At 59.4% G+C, this 16,685-nt stretch carries 15 protein-coding genes; 2 read left to right on the top strand and 13 right to left on the bottom strand.

What is annotated here, in order from left to right; genetic code table 11:
* Positions 1–43 precede the first annotated feature (43 nt).
* The gene (locus G518_RS0107335; protein WP_028601969.1) at positions 44–1,507 is read left to right on the top strand and encodes an aminotransferase-like domain-containing protein; all 1,464 of its coding nucleotides are present in this window, start codon (positions 44–46) and stop codon (positions 1,505–1,507) included.
* Between the two features lie 6 nt (positions 1,508–1,513).
* On the opposite strand, the gene G518_RS0107330 is transcribed toward G518_RS0107335, so the two are convergent.
* The 6 genes from G518_RS0107330 to G518_RS0107305 form a co-directional block, all read right to left on the bottom strand.
* The gene (locus tag G518_RS0107330; protein ID WP_028601968.1) at positions 1,514–1,909 is read right to left on the bottom strand and encodes a RidA family protein; all 396 of its coding nucleotides are present in this window, start codon (positions 1,907–1,909) and stop codon (positions 1,514–1,516) included.
* 200 nt (positions 1,910–2,109) lie between these two features.
* The gene (locus G518_RS0107325; RefSeq protein WP_028601967.1) at positions 2,110–3,744 is read right to left on the bottom strand and encodes an AMP-binding protein; all 1,635 of its coding nucleotides are present in this window, start codon (positions 3,742–3,744) and stop codon (positions 2,110–2,112) included.
* The gene (locus G518_RS0107320; RefSeq protein ID WP_245597916.1) at positions 3,741–4,928 is read right to left on the bottom strand and encodes an acyl-CoA dehydrogenase family protein; all 1,188 of its coding nucleotides are present in this window, start codon (positions 4,926–4,928) and stop codon (positions 3,741–3,743) included. The genes G518_RS0107325 and G518_RS0107320 overlap by 4 nt, the downstream gene beginning before the upstream one ends.
* Entirely contained in the window at positions 4,928–5,785 is an 858-nt protein-coding gene (locus G518_RS0107315; protein WP_028601965.1) for an enoyl-CoA hydratase family protein, read from the bottom strand. The genes G518_RS0107320 and G518_RS0107315 overlap by 1 nt, the downstream gene beginning before the upstream one ends.
* On the bottom strand, positions 5,782–6,249 hold the full coding sequence (locus G518_RS0107310; RefSeq protein ID WP_028601964.1) for a MarR family winged helix-turn-helix transcriptional regulator: 468 nt from the start codon (positions 6,247–6,249) through the stop codon (positions 5,782–5,784). The genes G518_RS0107315 and G518_RS0107310 overlap by 4 nt, the downstream gene beginning before the upstream one ends.
* On the bottom strand, positions 6,249–8,609 hold the full coding sequence (locus G518_RS0107305; protein WP_156909313.1) for a bifunctional salicylyl-CoA 5-hydroxylase/oxidoreductase: 2,361 nt from the start codon (positions 8,607–8,609) through the stop codon (positions 6,249–6,251). Before G518_RS0107305 ends, G518_RS0107310 begins: the two co-directional genes overlap by 1 nt.
* 172 nt (positions 8,610–8,781) lie before the next feature.
* Between G518_RS0107305 and G518_RS0107300 the strand changes: the two genes are divergently transcribed.
* On the top strand, positions 8,782–9,102 hold the full coding sequence (locus tag G518_RS0107300; RefSeq protein WP_028601962.1) for a DUF1840 domain-containing protein: 321 nt from the start codon (positions 8,782–8,784) through the stop codon (positions 9,100–9,102).
* 180 nt (positions 9,103–9,282) lie between these two features.
* Here the strand turns inward: G518_RS0107300 and G518_RS0107295 are convergent, their stop codons facing one another.
* The 7 genes from G518_RS0107295 to G518_RS0107270 form a co-directional block, all read right to left on the bottom strand.
* Positions 9,283–10,284 carry a tripartite tricarboxylate transporter substrate-binding protein gene (locus tag G518_RS0107295; RefSeq protein ID WP_051236173.1) on the bottom strand — a complete coding sequence of 334 codons (1,002 nt, stop codon included), beginning with the start codon at positions 10,282–10,284 and terminating at the stop codon, positions 9,283–9,285.
* A gap of 149 nt (positions 10,285–10,433) precedes the next feature.
* Positions 10,434–11,690 (bottom strand): phenylacetate--CoA ligase family protein, encoded by a 1,257-nt coding sequence (locus tag G518_RS0107290; RefSeq protein ID WP_028601960.1) that lies wholly within the window; start codon positions 11,688–11,690, stop codon positions 10,434–10,436.
* 329 nt (positions 11,691–12,019) lie between these two features.
* Positions 12,020–12,838 (bottom strand): ABC transporter ATP-binding protein, encoded by an 819-nt coding sequence (locus G518_RS0107285; RefSeq protein WP_028601959.1) that lies wholly within the window; start codon positions 12,836–12,838, stop codon positions 12,020–12,022.
* 49 nt (positions 12,839–12,887) lie between these two features.
* Positions 12,888–13,028: a hypothetical protein gene (locus tag G518_RS39870; RefSeq protein WP_156909312.1), complete on the bottom strand. Its 141-nt coding sequence runs from the start codon at positions 13,026–13,028 to the stop codon at positions 12,888–12,890.
* Positions 13,029–13,199: 171 nt separating this feature from the next.
* Entirely contained in the window at positions 13,200–14,528 is a 1,329-nt protein-coding gene (locus tag G518_RS0107280) for an ABC transporter substrate-binding protein (RefSeq protein WP_028601958.1), read from the bottom strand.
* A gap of 59 nt (positions 14,529–14,587) precedes the next feature.
* Complete coding sequence (locus G518_RS0107275) at positions 14,588–15,664, bottom strand: branched-chain amino acid ABC transporter permease (RefSeq protein ID WP_028601957.1); 1,077 nt, start codon at positions 15,662–15,664, stop codon at positions 14,588–14,590.
* A gap of 13 nt (positions 15,665–15,677) precedes the next feature.
* Entirely contained in the window at positions 15,678–16,607 is a 930-nt protein-coding gene (locus tag G518_RS0107270; RefSeq protein ID WP_028601956.1) for a branched-chain amino acid ABC transporter permease, read from the bottom strand.
* Positions 16,608–16,685: the final 78 nt, after the last annotated feature.

Here is a 16,685-nt window from a genome sequence, read left to right as displayed (position 1 = left end):
CACACACTGTGGCTCGAGTTTCTGAAACGATCACGCCATCACCATGCTGCTGCGCTCCGCCTCCCAGTCTCTTTCCGACCAACTGGCCACCCGCTTCGCCACGCACATCCGCGACCACCTTCTGGCCGCTGGCACCCGCCTGCCCAGTGTTCGCAATTGTGCGGAGCAGCATGACGTGAGCCCCTCCACCGTGGTAGCCGCCTACGATCAATTGCTGGCGCAGGGACTGGTGGAAGCGCGCCGCAACCGTGGCTTCTTCGTACGGGACCGCTCGCAAAGACCGCATCCGGCCCCAGCCTCCCCGGTTGCAGGCGGCCTCTCAAACTCAAAAACGCTCCCACCGAACACTGCGCGGCCCTATGGAGCCACCATCAGCGCGACCACGCTCATGCGCGGCATGTTCTCCTATCAAGACGACAAGCCGCAGCCTGGTGTTGGCATGCTGCCGCCCAGCTGGATTGCCACCGACCCTCTGGTGACCTCACTGCGCAAGGTATCCAGCAGCGCGGCGCTGCGTGAAGCCAGTGTGCGGTATGGCGACCCCATGGGCGATGCTGGGTTGCGCCGAGTACTGGCAGCACGCCTCGGGGACCTAGGCATCAGCGCAGGCGCTGACCAGATCATCACTACTGTGGGTGCTACCAACGCGCTGGACATCATCAGCCGGACTTTGCTCAAACCCGGCGACAGCGTGATGGTGGAAGAACCCGGCTGGCCGGTCGAATTCACACGCTTGGCAGCACTTGGTGCGCGTCTGCTTCCCGTACCTCGACGTGCTGATGGACCTGACCTGGAAGTCATGGCGCGTTACTGCCAGGCACATGCCGGCACACCTGCCGCGCCTCGCCTGTTCATAAGCGTAAGCGTGCTGCATAACCCCACCGGTTACAGCATCACCCCTGCCAATGCCCATCAGCTTTTGCAAATGGCAGAGCAGTATGATTTTCATATTGCCGAAGACGATTGCTACGGGCATCTGGCGCCCGCCCACGCCACCCGGCTAACGCAGCTTGATGGCCTGCGGCGCACGCTCTATGTGGGGGGCTTCGCCAAAATCCTGGCGCCCAACTGGCGCATTGGTTTCCTGGCAGCGCCCCCAGCGCTGCTGGAGCCCCTGCTGGACACCAAACTCCTCGCCACCTTGACCACGCCCAGCCTGCTGGAGCGCGCGCTGGCGCACTGCATTGAACAGGGGTTGCTGCGCCGCCACGCGCAGCTCATCCGCACCCGGCTGGACGCGGCGCGTAGCCGCGGGGTGAAGCTGGCGCTGGCACACGGCTGCACTCTGGCAGCAGAGCCTGCCGGCATGTTTGGCTGGGTAGACACCGGTGTTGACACCGATCAACTGGCTATGCGCATGCTGAACGACGGCTACCTGCTCGCGCCCGGCGCCGTGTTTTACGCCGAACGCCGTCCCAGCACGCTGATGCGCATTAACTTCGCGACTACGCAGGATGCCGAGTTTTGGGGGAAGTTTGCGAAGGTGCGTGACGCGATGCGAGGGTGAACCCCATCAATCCGGCACCACCGCCGTCACCTCAATCTCCACCTTGGCACGCGCCTCCATCAGCCCAGCCACCTGCACACAGGTCATGGCCGGGAAATGCTTGCCGACGATCTCTCGGTACACCGCGCCCAACTCCTTCAACCGCGCGTTGTATTCCACGCGATCAACGACGTACCAGGTCATGCGCACCATGTGCTCTGGCCCGGCATTGCCCGCACGCAGCACGTCCATCACGTTGCTCAAAGTCTGGCGGCACTGTTCGATGAAATCATCTGTCTCGAACTGCTGCTGGGCGTTCCAGCCAATTTGGCCACCCACGTAAACCTGCGTGCCTCTTGCGGCCATGCCGTTGGCATAGCCCTTGGCGGGCGCCCAGCCTTCAGGTTGAAGATTCTTATGCATGTCAATGCTTTCGGTAATTTGATGTGAAGTGGCGTCGTACCAATTTGCGTGCAGTCAGTAAACACCATTCGGACTGAGGCTCCATGGTTGCGGTCAAGCACTAAAACCGTTCGGGCTGAGCTTGTCGAAGCTTTGCGCAACGCTCCGACAGGCGCAACGCGAACGGACTAGTATTCTTGAAAGCAAGTTGGCATTAGTCATTAGCCACCCGGTGTTTGCCGCAATCTGAACCGCTGCAGCTTGCCGGTTTCGGTGCGCGGCAGTACGGATACGAACTCGATCTCACGTGGGTACTTGTAAGGTGCAATCTGATTTTTCACGTGGTCTTGCAGCGCCTTGACCATCGCGGCGTTACCCTCAAAGCCAGCTTTCAGAACCACGATGGCCTTGATGATCATTCCACGGTCCTCATCGGCCTTGCCAACCACGCCACACTCCGCCACAGCTGGGTGCGTGAGCAAGCAATCTTCGACCTCCGGCCCACCCACGTTGTAGCCCGCAGTGATGATCATGTCATCGTCGCGCGCCTGGTAATGGAAGTAATCATCCTCGTCTTGCACAAAGGCATCACCAGGATGGTTCCAGCCGTCTTGCACATACTTGGCCTGACGCGCATCCTCCATGTAGCGGCAGCCTGTAGGCCCCTTCACGGCTAGCTTGCCCACGGTCCCACGCGGGAGTTCCTTGCCCTGCTCGTCCACCACCTTGGCCTGGTAGCCCGGAACCACTTTCCCCACGGCGCCGCGCCGGACATCAGCGCCGGCCGAGGAGATGAAGATATGAAACATCTCGGTAGCCCCAATGCCATCCAGCATCTCGATGCCAGTGGATTCCTTCCAGAGCTGGCGCGTGGCGTCAGGCAGCGCCTCGCCCGCACTCACACAAGTACGCAGCGTGGGGACACCTATGGCCTTGGCATAAGGGGCCATCTGGCGATAGAAGGTGGGCGCTGTGTAGCAGATCGTCACGCCGTGCTCGCGCATCTGCCGCACCATGGTCTCAGGGTTGTAGGGCACATCCGGGTAGTAAATGCTGGCCCCTGCCCACATGGGGAACAACAGCAAGCCGCCCAGGCCGAAGGTGAATGCCAGCGGAGGAGAGCCGGTCACCACGTCATCAGGACTGGCTTTGAGCACATGGCGTGGCCAGCATTCGCAGGCAGCCAGAACATCGCGGTGGGTGTGCACCACAGCCTTCGGAAGGCCGGTGGTGCCACTGGTGAAAGCGAGCAACGCGATGTCGTCTGCCGCAGTGGGGCAAGCTTCGAAGTGAGGCGAATGTCGCGCTGATAACGCGCCGAGATCACGCGGATCATCAGCCGCACCAAAGCAGGTTACATGGCGCAGAACTCCAGGGGCTTGAATCTGCGCTTGCTCCAGATCGGCAAGCAACCGGGCATCGCAGATAGCAGCCGCAGGTTGCGCCTTGTCAATCACTTTGACCAATTCCCCCGCACGCAAAAGCGGCATGGTGGCCACCGCCACCAGGCCCGCCTTGACCACAGCCAACCACGACAGCGCCATGCCGATGGAATTGCCTCCGCGCAGCAACACCCGGTTCCCTGGCTCCAGCTTCAGCTCATGAATGAGGTAGCCGGCGATCCGGTTCACGCGCTCGCGTGTTTCGGCATAGGTGAAACTAACTTGTGGAGAGCGCAGCAAAGGGCGGTCCCCCCACCCTTTTTTCTCAACCGCATCGTCAAGCAGTCTGGCTACCACATTCAGTTGCGCAGGAAACTCCAGCTCCGGCAAATCAAAGCGCAATTCGGGCCATTGATCTGGCGGTGGCAGGCGATCGAGGACGAAGCGGTCAGTTTGGGCGCTGGTTGATTTCATTGCAGCACGGCCTTGCCAATGATCAGTTGTTGAACTTCGGTAGCGCCTTCGTAAATGCGCAGGCTGCGGATATCCCTGTACAGCGACTCCACCTTGTTGCCCACCATGACCCCCAGGCCACCGTGCATCTGCAGCGCCATGTCAATCACGCGCTGAGCGTTTTCGGTGGCGGTCATCTTGGCCATGGCGGCGGCAACGCTGCGCTCTTTCATGGAGCCCTGTTGCGTGTCGCGCATCCAGGCTGCGCGGTAGGTAAGCAACGCGCCGGCATCGATCAGTGCGGCCATCTCGCCCAGCTTGGCCTGCGTGAGCTGGAAATCAGCGAGCGTATGCCCGAACATGCTGCGCTGGCGCGCGTGAGCAATCGCTTCGGCCAGCGCGCGGCGCGCCATGCCCAGTGCGGCACCTGCCACGCTGGCGCGGAAGATGTCGAGCGTCTGCATCGCCAGCTTGAACCCGCCATTGACCTCGCCCAGCGGCGCATTGCCTGCTACCGCGCAATGGTTCAGCTGCAGCGTGGCCAAAGGATGCGGTGCCATGACGTGGATGTGCGCGCTGTCATCCAGGCCAGGTTCGCCTTTGTCAACGATGAATGCAGTGATGCCACGGCTGCCGGCCTTTGGATCGGTCTTGGCGAACACGCAATAGAAATCGGCTATGCCGCCATTGCTGATCCAGGTCTTGGTACCGTTCAGGCGCCAGTCAGGTGTTTCCACCGCTTGCGTTGCCATGGCAGCCACATCCGATCCCGCATGAGGTTCGCTGAGCGCAAAGGCTGCGATTTTTTCACCGCGGCCGACGGCCGGAAGATAGGCGGCCTGCTGGGCTGCGGTGCCGCCCAGCGAGATCGCGCCGCTTCCCAAGCCTTGCATCGCAAACGCGAAGTCCGCCAGAGGCGAGTAAAAGGCCAGGGTTTCACGCAGCACCACGAGCGCCCGTGAATCCAGTTGGCTCATCGCACCGCCATGTTCGGCCGCCACGCAATAGCGCAACCACCCGTCTTTACCCAGTCTGCCCACCCAATCCCGGCAGGCAGCGCGATCATCGGATTCATCCAGACTTTGCGCATTCGCCCACTGGGGCAAGCGAGTGGCGATGTCCCTGTGCGTGGCATCAAAAAATGGCAGCGCCAGATGCTCCGTGGAAGGCTTCAACGCCGTGGGTTGCATGATGCCGCCGCTCATCAGTCGCCCCCAAATACTGGCTTGCGCTTGGCTGCGAAGGCTTCATACGCACGGCGGAAATCTTGGGTTTGCATGCAGATCGCCTGCGCCTGCGCTTCCGCTTCGATGGCCTGGTCGATGGTCATCGACCATTCCTGGCTCAGCATGGTTTTGGTCATGCCGTGAGCAAACGTGGGACCATCCGCAAGGTCTGCAGCCAAGGCAAGTACTTTCGCGAGCAACTCATCGCCTTCATACAAGGCATTGAAAAAGCCCCAGTTCAGGCCTTCCTGCGCCGTCATGGCACGCCCGGTGAACAGCAGCTCACTGGCCCGGCCCTGGCCAATCACACGCGGCAGCAGAGCGCAAGCGCCCATGTCTGCACCTGCCAGCCCGACACGTGTAAACAGAAAGGCCGTCTTGGTGGCTGCCGTGCCAAAGCGCATATCGCAAGCCAAGGCCATCATGGCGCCGGCGCCGGCGCAGATGCCGTCAATGGCGCCAATGATGGGCTGAGGGCAACCGCGCATGGCCTTCACGAGATCACCCGTCATGCGGGTGAATTCCAGCATCTCAGGCATGCTCATCTTGGTGAGCGGGCCGATGATTTCATGCACATCACCGCCAGAGCAGAAGTTGCCGCCGGCTCCTGTCACGACCACGGCCTTCACATCGGTGGCATAGCGCAGGCCGTTGAACAGATCACGCAGCTCAGCGTATGAATCGAAGGTAAGCGGATTCTTGCGTTCCGGCCTGTTGAGCGTTACCGTGGCGACGCCTGCCGCATCGCATTTCCAGCTGAAGTGCCTGGCGGTGAAGCTGGCTTGCGCGCTGTATTGCCCACTCATAGGGTTGGCAGTGCCGATGTAATGTTTCATGGTGTCTCCTGAAGAAAATGCTGCTTCACTTTGCCAAGCAGTTGGTGCAGGGCGCGTAATTCAGAGGTGTCGAGCCCGGCAAACGCCTCCACGATCCACCCCTCATGAGCCGTTGCCATGGTGTTGAACTCGCGCCGCCCCTTGGGCGTGAGTCTCACCAAATAGGCACGCCGGTCTCCTTCAACCCCTACGCGCTCCACCAAACCTTCGCTTTCCAGCTGGTCAGTGATGCCCGTCACGTTGCCTCCGGTCACCATCATGCGGCGGGAAAGCTCATTCATGCGCAGACCATCAGACGCACGCTCCAGTTGCGCCATCAAGTCGAAGCGCGGCAGGGTGGTGCTCCATTGCTCCCGCAAGCCAGCTCGAATCTCTTTTTCGATCAACTGCGTGCAGGTGAGCATGCGCAGCCAAAGGCGCAGCTCCTCAGGATGCTCGCTGTGGGCGCGGGCTTCGAGGTCCATCAGGCGCCTTGATCTTGAGCGTCTTGGCTAGCTTTCACCGGCGCCAAGCCAGCGCCAGCCTGTAGCGATTGCTGCCGGGCAATCTCACGGTAAAGCTGATCCCGCCCGCTCAAGTACGCCTTGGGCCAGGTCACCGCCCGGCTTTGCAGCTTCGCCGCTTCATGCAGCGTCCAGGCTGGATCAGCCAGGTGGGGGCGGGCCACAGCGCACAGGTCAGCGCGGCCGGCCGCAATGATGCTGTTGGCGTGGTCAGCCTCTGAAATGGCGCCCACGGCCATGGTCGCAATACCGGTTTCGTTGCGTATGCGGTCGGCAAACGGCGTCTGGTACATGCGGCCGTACACCGGCTTGGCAGCGCGCGTGGTCTGGCCAGAGGAAACATCCATCACGTCGCAACCGGCCGCCTTGAAAAGGCGAGCTATCTCGATCGCGTCGTCAGGCGTGGTGCCGCCCGGGGCCCAGTCATGCGCGGAGATGCGCACGCTCATGGGCTTATCTTGCGGCCAGACGGCACGCATGGCGGCAAACACTTCCAAGGGATAGCGGCAGCGGTTTTCAAGAGTGCCGCCATAGGCATCCGTTCGGTGGTTGGTAAGCGGGCTGATGAACGAAGCCAGCAAGTAACCGTGCGCGCAGTGCAATTCCAACCAGTCGAAACCCGCTCTCGCCGCACGGCGCGTGGATTCCACGAAAGCCTGCTTGAGCGTTTCCATTTGCTGCAGGCTTATCGCTGCGGGTGTCTGATTTTGTTCCCCATAAGACACGGCGCTGGCAGCCAACAGGGGCCAGTTGCCTGTTGGCAATGGCTCATCAGTGCCTTCCCAGCCGAGTTGGGTCGAACCTTTCGGGCCGCTATGACCAAGCTGAATGCCAATGGCGGCGTCACTTTGAGCATGAGCGAAATCCACAATGCGCTTGAACGCCTGCTCCTGTTCGTCGTTGTACAACGCAGGGCATCCGGGTGTGATGCGGCCGTCTGCATCAGGGCTGGTCATCTCCACCATGACCAGCGCCGCACCGCCCATTGCGCGAGCGCCCAGGTGCACAAGGTGAAAGTCGCCCACAACGCCATCCTTGGCGCTGTACTGCGCCATGGGAGAGACCACAATACGGTTCTTCAAGGTCAGGCCGCGCACTTGGAACGGCGTGAACATAGGAGGCACAGCCGGCCCTTTGGCCAGCCAGCTTTCATAGCCTTCCAGCCACTGCGCATCCCGCAGCCGCAGGTTTTCATGGCTGATGCGCTGGCTACGTGTGAGCAGCGAGTAGGCAAACTGCTCGATCTCCATGCCTGTGTAGCGATCGACGTTCTCAAACCACTCGGTCGAGTTGCGAGCGGCATTCTGGATCTTCAGCACTTCTACGCTACGCCGCGCTTCATACGCTTCAAGCACTGCCTCGGTTTCTGCACCCGTGGCGAATTCGTTCGCCAGATCAATCGCATCTTCGAGAGCCAGCTTGGAGCCGCTGCCAATCGAAAAATGCGCGGTGTGCGCGGCATCACCCATCAATACGATGGGCGTGCGCTTGCCCTGGATGTCTTCGTAGTGCACCCAGGTGTTGCAAATCACGCGAGGAAAGCGAATCCAGATGGCTGAACCACGCAGGTGCTTGGCGTTGCTGATGAGGTCATGCCCGTCCAGGTATTTCTCGAACAACTTCTGGCAAAACGCAACGCCCTCTTCCTGGCTCATCTTGTCGAGGCCGTGGGCATTCCACACTTCTTCCGGCGTCTCGACGATGAAGGTTGAGGTGTTTTCGTCGAACTTGTAGGCATGCGCTTGAAACCAGCCGTGCTCAGTCTGCTCAAAGGCGAAGGTGAAGGCATCAAACGTCTTGTGCGTTCCAAGCCAGACGAAGCGGCATTGGCGCAGGTCAATATCGGGCTTGAAAACGCTCTCATAGCGAGTGCGGATACGGCTGTTCAAACCATCGCAGGCAATCACCAGATCGGCGTTGTACTGGGCGGCAATGGCTTGGTCATCCGCTACATCGGTTTCAAACACCAGATCCACACCGAGCGCCAGGCAGCGGTCCTGCAAGATATTCAGCAGGTGCTTGCGTCCTATGCCGCAGAAGCCATGGCCGCCAGAGCGCACGCTGCGGCCTCTGAAGAACACCTCAATGTCATCCCAGTGATTGAAGGCATCACCGATCTGCTTGGCAGACTCTGGGTCCGCCACCTGAAGGTTGCCCAGCGTCTGATCAGACAGCACGACCCCCCAGCCGAAGGTGTCGAACGGGCGATTGCGCTCGATGACGGTCACTCGGCAATCGGGCTGCTGCTTTTTCATCAGCAAGCCAAAGTACAGCCCTGCGGGGCCGCCACCGATACAAACGATGCTGGACAATTTGTTCATGGCCAGATTGTTTATGCTTAAACAATAAATGTCAATTAAGGGTTCGCCCTAGTCAGCATGGAAGCCAGCTAAGGTCGATCCAGAGTCCTACGCACATTGAGGGCGCTTGCAGGCAGAATGAATGCCACGTACCGTTCCGCGTCTGGAATGGATTTAATTGAGGAGAAAACGCATGCTGTACAAATTCAAATCCCAGGCCGCCGCAGAGGTCATCATGCTGCGTGAAACCGGTGACGAGTTACTGAAGATCATCGGCAAGACCCCTGGGGCCACGGGCATCATTACCGTCGCGCAGATTCCTGATGCGATTGCAGCACTACAGGCAGAGGTCAAGCGGCGCGCAGCTCAGCCAGCTCCAAAGCAGGAAAATGAGAGCCAAGAGGATGCGACCCCAGCGGACGATCCAATTTCCCTGGGCCGCCGGGTTGTTCCATTCATTGATTTGCTACGGCAAAGCGCACAGGAAGGGAAAGACGTGGTCTGGGGGGTCTGACACCGACTTGCGTCTTAATCGTTAAACACCGCCTGGGCTGAGCAGCCCCAGCACGAAGGGAAGGCGGCAAAAAAAAGGATGGCCTCTAACGAGACCATCCTTCGGAGCCAGTGCAGCCTATTTCAAGCCGCTGGCTAGCCTGTTTGCAAAGGCGCGGAGGCACCTCTGCAAGGGACTTTATCAATCAGCGTACTGACCAGCCGCCTTGATCACTGCGCCCCACTTCGCCACTTCAGCAGCTACGAATTTCTTGTGGTCAGCAGGGTTGTTGCGTGAATCGTGCACCACCACGGCGCCCAGGCCCTCTTCCTTCTTGATGAAGTCAGCGTCCTTCACAGCTACCTTCAGCGCATCATTGAGCGCCTTGAGCACAGCTGGTGGCGTACCTTTAGGTGCGTACAAGCCGTGCCAAATGCTCACATTGAAGCCTTTCATGCCGGCTTCGTCCAGTGTGGGCAAGTCTTTGTACACAGCAGGAATGGTCACGCGCTTGCTGGTACTGACAGCAAAAGCCTTGATCTTCTTGCCTTCCACCTGGCTGGTGGTGTTGGTGGTCTGATCGCACATGATGTCGATCTGGCCGCCGATCAGATCGGTCATGGCAGGCGCCGTGCCTTTGTAAGGCACTGTCGTGATCTCGGTCTTGAGTGCGTTTTGCAGCATAAGGCCGCAAAGGTGAGAAGCACTGCCCAGACCGGCGTTGCCCATGTTGACCTTGCCCTTGTTCTGGCCAATCCAGGTGTTCAGTTCAGCCCAGTTATTGGCAGCCAGCATAGGCTTGGTCACCACCACCATAGGCACTTCGTTGATGAGGCCGAGATACTCGAATTCATCGTACTTGTAACCTGGGTTGCGATACAGCGTAGGCGTGGTGGCCATGCCCACATGGGTGACCAACAGCGTGTAGCCATCAGGCGTGGCACGGAAAGCCTTGGCGGTGCCAATGGTGCTACCAGCGCCACCAGCGTTGTCAACCACGATGGTGGTGCCATTCAAGGGCTTGCGCATGGCTTCAGCCAGATCGCGTGCTACTTTGTCAGTGGGGCCGCCTGCGGCGAAGGGCACGACCAGCGTGATGGTCTTGCCAGCGATAGGGAAAGCCTGGGCTTGTGCACCAGCGGCGCATGCCAGCGCAGCGGCTGCAGCGCAAAGGCGCAAGGCGGTGGGCAAACCAGTTGTCATGAGTGCGTTCCTTTTGAATTTGCAGAGGGATAAAACGGTGATCTTACGGAAAAAGAACGGCATGGCGCATCGGGGTTTGCGCGCAAACCCGCCCTTGATGTGGGGAATTTCCGCTTCACACGCCCTGCAAACAGGTTCCAAGAACGTGTTTACTGGTAGCTGCGTGCGTCCTCGATCACCTTGCCGTCATTGGGCAGGCTGCCAAGCGGCACGATTTGAACCTCGCCGCGCAGCTTTGTCACGTCGCGGATGGTGTCAGCCACCTGCCGCGGCCAATCATCGCCTTCTTTACGCTGGCTTTCAATGATCAAGGTCAATTGATCGTTAGCCATTTCACCGCTCACTACCAGTCGGGCACGGTTGATATCCGGGAAACGCCGGACAATTTCAGCCACCTGGGAGGGATGAACGAACATGCCACGCACTTTCGTGGTCTGGTCTGCCCGGCCCAACCAGCCTTTAATGCGGGTATTGGTACGGCCAGTGGGGCAAGCGCCCGGCAACACGGCTGAAAGATCACCCGTACCGAAGCGAATGAGAGGGTAATCCGGGTTCAGCACCGTCACCACCACCTCGCCAACCTCTCCCTCCGCCACGGGATCGCCAGTGCCGGGCCGAACGATCTCGACGATCACGCCTTCATCAATCACAAGCCCTTCACGCGACGATGTCTCATAGGCAATCAGCCCAACATCCGCCGTGGCATAGCTTTGGTAGATCTGCATGCCGCGCGCACTGAACCAGTCGCGCAAGCTGGGAGGAAAAGCCTCCCCGCCCACCAAGCCGTGCGTGATGCAGGAGATATCTGTCCCGGCTTCTTGAGCCTTCTCGACCAGAATGCGCAGGAAGCTCGGCGTTCCCAGATAGGCCTGGGGTTTGAGCTCCACGATGGCTTCCAGTTGCTGTTCGGTTTGGCCAGTGCCCGCAGGAAACACAGTGCAGCCCACCGCATGCGCACCTGACTCCATGATGAACGCACCAGGGGTCATGTGGTAGCTGAAGGCGTTGTGCACCAGCTCACCCGAGCGAAAGCCTGCTGCCACCATGGCACGGGCAGCGCGCCAGTAATCGCGCCCCGCGCCTTCAGGTTCGTAAATGGGGCCTGGGCTGGAATAAATACGTCGCATGAGCGGGCCACGCGCAATGGCGGCAAATCCGCCGAACACGTCCTGGCCTGCTGCGCGCTGAGCCTTTTGCCGCTCCAGCAATTCGCTCTTGCGCGTCACGGGCAGCTTCGCCAGCGCGGCGCGCGAGGTGACCTCACCAGCCCGCACGCCCGCCAAAATTTCGCTCATCGCCGTGCTATGGGCCTGGGCATGCGCAATCTGCCCCGATAGCGCCGCCATCAAGGCAGCCTCGCGCACAGCAGGGTCACGCGTTTCCAGAGTGTCGAAATACACGCTCATGATGTTTCCATATCAGTTATCGATGACGCAGCGTCTAAAGATCAAACGTCGTCATTCCCTCACCCCGCAGCCGGGCGCCCCTACCCTCTCCCGCAAGCGGGAGAGGGAGTAAAGCACCGCATCCGGCAATTCGAGAGGCTGCGGAGCAAGCCATGTGCACCTCTGCGCAAACCGAGCGTTGCCACTCGCAGCAAACCCACCCCGAATTGAATCCAGAGGATTCGAGAGGCTGCGGAGCAAGCCATACGGTGCGTGCGCGGAGCTGGCTTTGCCAGGCCGCTGCAGGCGTCCCCCTGGGGGGAAGGCGCGTAAGCGACTCAGGGGGGTCATCAAGCAAGCCAGCGCTTGCGACGCTTGTAGCTCTTGACGTCCTTGAAGCTCTTGCGTTCACCGCCACCCACGCCGAGGTAGAACTCCTTCACGTCCTCATTGGTCGCCAGATCGGAGGCTTTGCCATCCATCACTACACGGCCACTTTCCATGATGTAGCCGTAGTCGGAATATTTCAGCGCCATATTCGTGTTCTGCTCAGCCAGCAGGAAGGTGGTCTTTTCCCTGACGTTCAGATCCTTGACGATGTTGAACACCTCTTCAACGATCTGCGGCGCAAGGCCCATGGAAGGCTCGTCAAGCAGCACCATGCTGGGGTTGGCCATCAGCGCTCGGCCGATGGCGCACATCTGCTGCTCTCCACCAGAGGTATAGGCCGCCTGGCTGGTCCGGCGGGTCTTGAGCCGGGGGAAATAGTTATAGACCTTTTCCAGATTGCGGGCGATCTCGCCTTTATCTGTTCGGGTGTAGCTTCCGGTGAGCAGGTTTTCTTCAATGGTCAGATGCGCGAAGCAGTGGCGCCCTTCCATCACTTGCACCACGCCGCGTTTAACCAACTCAGCCGGGCTCAAGTTCTCGATGCGCTCGCCCTGGTACTCAATGGTGCCTTTGGTAACTTCACCCCGCTCGCCCTTGAGCAGGTTGGACACCGCCCGCAGCGTGGTCGTCTTGCCTGCACCGTTGCCGCCCAAAATGGCGACGATACCGCCCTGCGGCACGGTCAAGGAAACGCCCTTGAGCACCAGGATCACGTGGTTGTAGATAACCTCGATGCCATTGACGACAAGGAGAGTGGGAGATGCCGGTGTGTCACTCATCGGAAAGCCTTGATAAATGATCTCTGGAAAAGTTGACTTGCGTCCACCGCTACTGGACTCCTACCAACTTGCTTTCAAGAATAAAAATCCGTTCACGCTGAGTCTGCCCTTGCGCTGCACCAGGCTTAGACCCTTCGACAAGCTCAGCCCAAACTGTATTTATTGATAAACGCAATTCGGTATCAGACATTCGGCCCCTCATTCGGCACGCCAACCCATACCCTGCGGGTCTGCCAGCCAAGGATGGAATGAAGAAAACATGCGGAAATGCATCGATACCAATGCCTGTTGGGAGCGGCTGGCAGGGCGTGAACACGCCCTGCCAGCCTTTTAGTGGAACGCCGTACTAACCAATCTCGGATCAGCTGTTGCAATCGCTGGCCGGACGGGCCTGCGTTTTCTTGTCGGCCAGGTATTTGGCAGCGCCGCTCTTGACCATAGGCTTGAGTACCGCCTCATCGGCCTGGTACCAGTCGTTGCCAATATTCCACTTGGCACCGTCCCATGTTTGCACACGTGCCCAGGTTGAGCCCATGTGATCAGCACAGGTGGTTTGCATGGGGCGCATCACGCCGCCAAAGCCCAGTGCATCAAGACGCTTCTGGTCAAGATTCAGGTTTTCGAGGCCCCAACGCACCTGTTCGCCAGTCATCACTTTGCCTTTGCCAAAGCGCTCCTGCGCCTTGCGCACGGCTTCCACGCTCAGCATCTGAATAATGGCTCCACGCGTATAGAGCACTTGGCCCACTTCATCCTTAGGGCCGGTGCCTTGGCCTTTTTCGTGAACAAATTTCAGAATATCCTGCATCACCTTGGGCTGCTGGCCAGAACCGTTCAGTGCCAAGGCGTGATAACCCTTGGCGCCTGCGCCTACGTCACGAACATCAGGCTCGGCACCGGCCCACCACACGCCATACATTTTTTCGCGCGGATAACCAGTAGCCTGGGCTTCCTTCAAGGCGGTGGAGTTCATCACGCCCCAGCCCCATAGCAGCACGTAGTCAGGACGCTGCTGACGCACCTGGAGCCAAGTTGCTTTTTGCTCTACACCTGGTGCAGTGACCGGCAGAAGTTGCAGATCGAACCCGTGCATCTTCGCGCGCTCTTGCAACAGCGGGATAGGCTCTTTGCCGAACGGGCTGTCGTGATAGACCAACGTGATCTTCTTGCCTTTGAGTTTGTCGAGGCCACCGTTTTCCTTCCCAAGGTGTTGGATCAGGATGTCAGCGCCCGTCCAATAGCTGCCCATGAGAGGGAAATTCCATTTGAAGGCCAAGCCATCCTGAGCTACCGAGAGACCGTAGCCGAGTGTCAGCAGCGCGACTTTGTCGACAGGCGCTTTCTCTGTCAATGCGAAGGTGATGCCCGTGGCTTGAGGATCAAAAAGCGCGACGCCCGGCCGGCTTTTCAGGCGCTCGTAGCATTCCACGCCGCGGTCCGTGGCGTAACCGGTTTCACATTCCTCGAATGTCAGCTTGACACCGTTCACGCCGCCATCGCGCGCGTTAATCATCTTGAGGTAATCCTGCTTGCCGTTCGCCCAAGGCGTACCGTTCGGCGCATAAGGGCCGGTGCGATAAGACAACAGTGGGAAGAACTGCTCCTTGGCCTGGGCCAGCGCACTGCCCGCGGTGAGAAGCGTTCCGACAGCCACTATGGCGGCGGCGATCATGGTTTTTGTTGACTTCATGCTTGTCTCCTTCTTGAATTGAACACTACGGGAACTCTTAGAACACGCTCTTAAACAGATCAATGAGGGAACGGCCACAACCGCAGCTTCTGCTTGCCGGTGGACCACAGCTTGGCCAGGCCATGCGGCTCCACAATCAGAAACCAGACGATCAGGGCGCCAAAAATCATCAACTCAGCATGTGAGATGCCAGCGGTGGTGATGCCAATGCCAAAGAGGCTCAGCAGCCCTGGCAGGAATTGATTCAGGAAGATCGGCAGAACCACAATAAACGCAGCGCCGAAGAAAGCGCCCATGATCGAGCCCAGCCCACCGATGATCACCATGAACAGCAGGCGGAAGGAAACCTCTACGGAGAACGCCGCTGGCTCCCATGTGCCCAGGTGCACGATGCCCCATAGCGCCCCCGCCACGCCGATGATGAAACTGCTCACGGCGAACGCGCTCAGCTTGGCGTACATAGGCCGAATGCCGATGACTGACGCGGCCACGTCCATGTCGCGAATAGCCATCCATTCGCGCCCAATGGCGCCTCGCACCAGGTTCTTGGCCAGGAGTGCCATGACCACCAGAACAATCATGCAAAACACATATTTGGACATCCCGCTCTCCAGCGGAATGCCGAAGACGGTCGCGTTGGACACGGTGACGGAGCCGGAAGGCGAGTCATTAGTGAGCCACTTGATCCGGAGGAACATCCAGTCGCTGAAGAACTGAGCGGCCAGTGTGGCCACCGCCAGATACAAACCCTTGACGCGCAAACTGGGGAGCCCGAATACGATGCCAAAGAGCGTGGCACATAAACCTCCCAGGATCAGCGCCACGATGAGCGGCATGCCTTCGATGCGCGCAATCAAGTTGTAGGCGCCATAGGCCCCTACCGCCATGAACGCTCCGGAACCCAGCGAGATCTGGCCGCAATAGCCCACCAGAATGTTCACCCCCAGCGCCGCAAGCGCCATGATGGAGAACGGTATCAGCACTGCCCGAAACAGATAGTCACTGGCCAGCATGGGCACCACTACCAGCGCCACCGCCAGCAGCAGCGCTATAGCCCAGCGGTCCTGCGCGATCGGAAAGATCTGCTGGTCAGCCCGATAGGACGTTTTGAATTGGCCGTTTTCGCGATAGAACATGTCTTGATCCGCTTCAGACTCGATCAATGATTTTTTCGCCGAACAGGCCTTGAGGCCTGAACAGCAGGAACACCAGCGCCAACACGTAGGCAAACCAGATCTCGATACCACCGCCCACAAACGGGCCCAGGTAAACCTCTGAGAGTTTCTCACCCACACCGATGATCAAGCCGCCGATGATGGCGCCGGGCACGGAAGTCAGACCACCCAGGATGATTACCGGCAAGGCGCGCAATGCCACGGTGGTGAGCGAGAACTGCACCCCAAGCTTGCTGCCCCAGATCATTCCAGCCACCAGCGCCACGACACCAGCCACACACCACACGATCACCCAGATGCGCCCCAGCGGAATGCCGATCGATTGCGCCGCTTGATGGTCATCCGCCACAGCACGCAAAGCGCGGCCAGTCTTGGTCTTCTGGAAGAACAGCGACAACGCAACCACCAGCGCCGCGGCAATCACCGCAGCGACCACATCTTCCTTGTTCACCAAGATGCCGCCCTCGAACATCGATTCAAGGATGAATGCGGGATCCTTGGGCATGCCGATGTCGATCTTGTAGATGTCGCTCCCAAAGATCGTCTGGCCCAGGCCTTCAAGGAAATAGGTGATACCCAGTGTGGCCATCAGCAAGGTGGCTGTGTCTTGATTGACCAGATGCCTGAGCACCAGGCGCTCAATCAGCCACGCCACAGCGAACATCAAGATACCCGCAAGCAGGAAAGCAGTGCCGTTAGCGAACCAAAGGTTGCTTATGCCCGTCCACTTCGGAATCCATTCAGAAAAGCGCGCCATCGCCAAGGCAGCAAAAAGCACCATCGCCCCTTGGGCAAAGTTGAACACGCCGCTGGCCTTGAAGATCAGCACGAAGCCGAGAGCGACCAGCGCATACAACATGCCGGTCATCAGGCCGCCGAGAAGGGTTTCTAGGAAAAAAGCCATGTTCTTCTTGGTTGAGCGTTGAGCGGATAAAGGTGGGGGTTCAAGCTCAACGCCAAGCGTTGAACACTGAACCTTGAA

This window comes from Ottowia thiooxydans DSM 14619 (genome assembly GCF_000422885.1).
Classification (GTDB): Bacteria; Pseudomonadota; Gammaproteobacteria; order Burkholderiales; family Burkholderiaceae_C; genus Ottowia; species Ottowia thiooxydans.
The sequence above is the reverse complement of the archived record's forward strand: the minus strand, read 5'-3'. Positions and strand labels throughout refer to the sequence as shown.

Bases quoted from the DNA above. Each gene is read 5' to 3' on its own strand.
- G518_RS0107295 (WP_051236173.1), bottom strand. From the start codon at position 10,284: ATGACAACTGGTTTGCCCACCGCCTTGCGCCTTTGCGCTGCAGCCGCT.
- G518_RS0107275 (WP_028601957.1), bottom strand. From the start codon at position 15,664: ATGTTCTATCGCGAAAACGGCCAATTCAAAACGTCCTATCGGGCTGAC.
- G518_RS0107300 (WP_028601962.1), top strand. From the start codon at position 8,782: ATGCTGTACAAATTCAAATCCCAGGCCGCCGCAGAGGTCATCATGCTG.
- G518_RS0107310 (WP_028601964.1), bottom strand. From the start codon at position 6,249: ATGGACCTCGAAGCCCGCGCCCACAGCGAGCATCCTGAGGAGCTGCGC.
- G518_RS0107315 (WP_028601965.1), bottom strand. From the start codon at position 5,785: ATGAAACATTACATCGGCACTGCCAACCCTATGAGTGGGCAATACAGC.
- G518_RS0107270 (WP_028601956.1), bottom strand. From the start codon at position 16,607: ATGGCTTTTTTCCTAGAAACCCTTCTCGGCGGCCTGATGACCGGCATG.
- G518_RS39870 (WP_156909312.1), bottom strand. From the start codon at position 13,028: ATGTCTGATACCGAATTGCGTTTATCAATAAATACAGTTTGGGCTGAG.
- G518_RS0107325 (WP_028601967.1), bottom strand. From the start codon at position 3,744: ATGAAATCAACCAGCGCCCAAACTGACCGCTTCGTCCTCGATCGCCTG.
- G518_RS0107305 (WP_156909313.1), bottom strand. From the start codon at position 8,609: ATGAACAAATTGTCCAGCATCGTTTGTATCGGTGGCGGCCCCGCAGGG.
- G518_RS0107285 (WP_028601959.1), bottom strand. From the start codon at position 12,838: ATGAGTGACACACCGGCATCTCCCACTCTCCTTGTCGTCAATGGCATC.
- G518_RS0107290 (WP_028601960.1), bottom strand. From the start codon at position 11,690: ATGAGCGTGTATTTCGACACTCTGGAAACGCGTGACCCTGCTGTGCGC.
- G518_RS0107280 (WP_028601958.1), bottom strand. From the start codon at position 14,528: ATGAAGTCAACAAAAACCATGATCGCCGCCGCCATAGTGGCTGTCGGA.
- G518_RS0107320 (WP_245597916.1), bottom strand. From the start codon at position 4,928: ATGAGCGGCGGCATCATGCAACCCACGGCGTTGAAGCCTTCCACGGAG.
- G518_RS0107330 (WP_028601968.1), bottom strand. From the start codon at position 1,909: ATGCATAAGAATCTTCAACCTGAAGGCTGGGCGCCCGCCAAGGGCTAT.
- G518_RS0107335 (WP_028601969.1), top strand. From the start codon at position 44: ATGCTGCTGCGCTCCGCCTCCCAGTCTCTTTCCGACCAACTGGCCACC.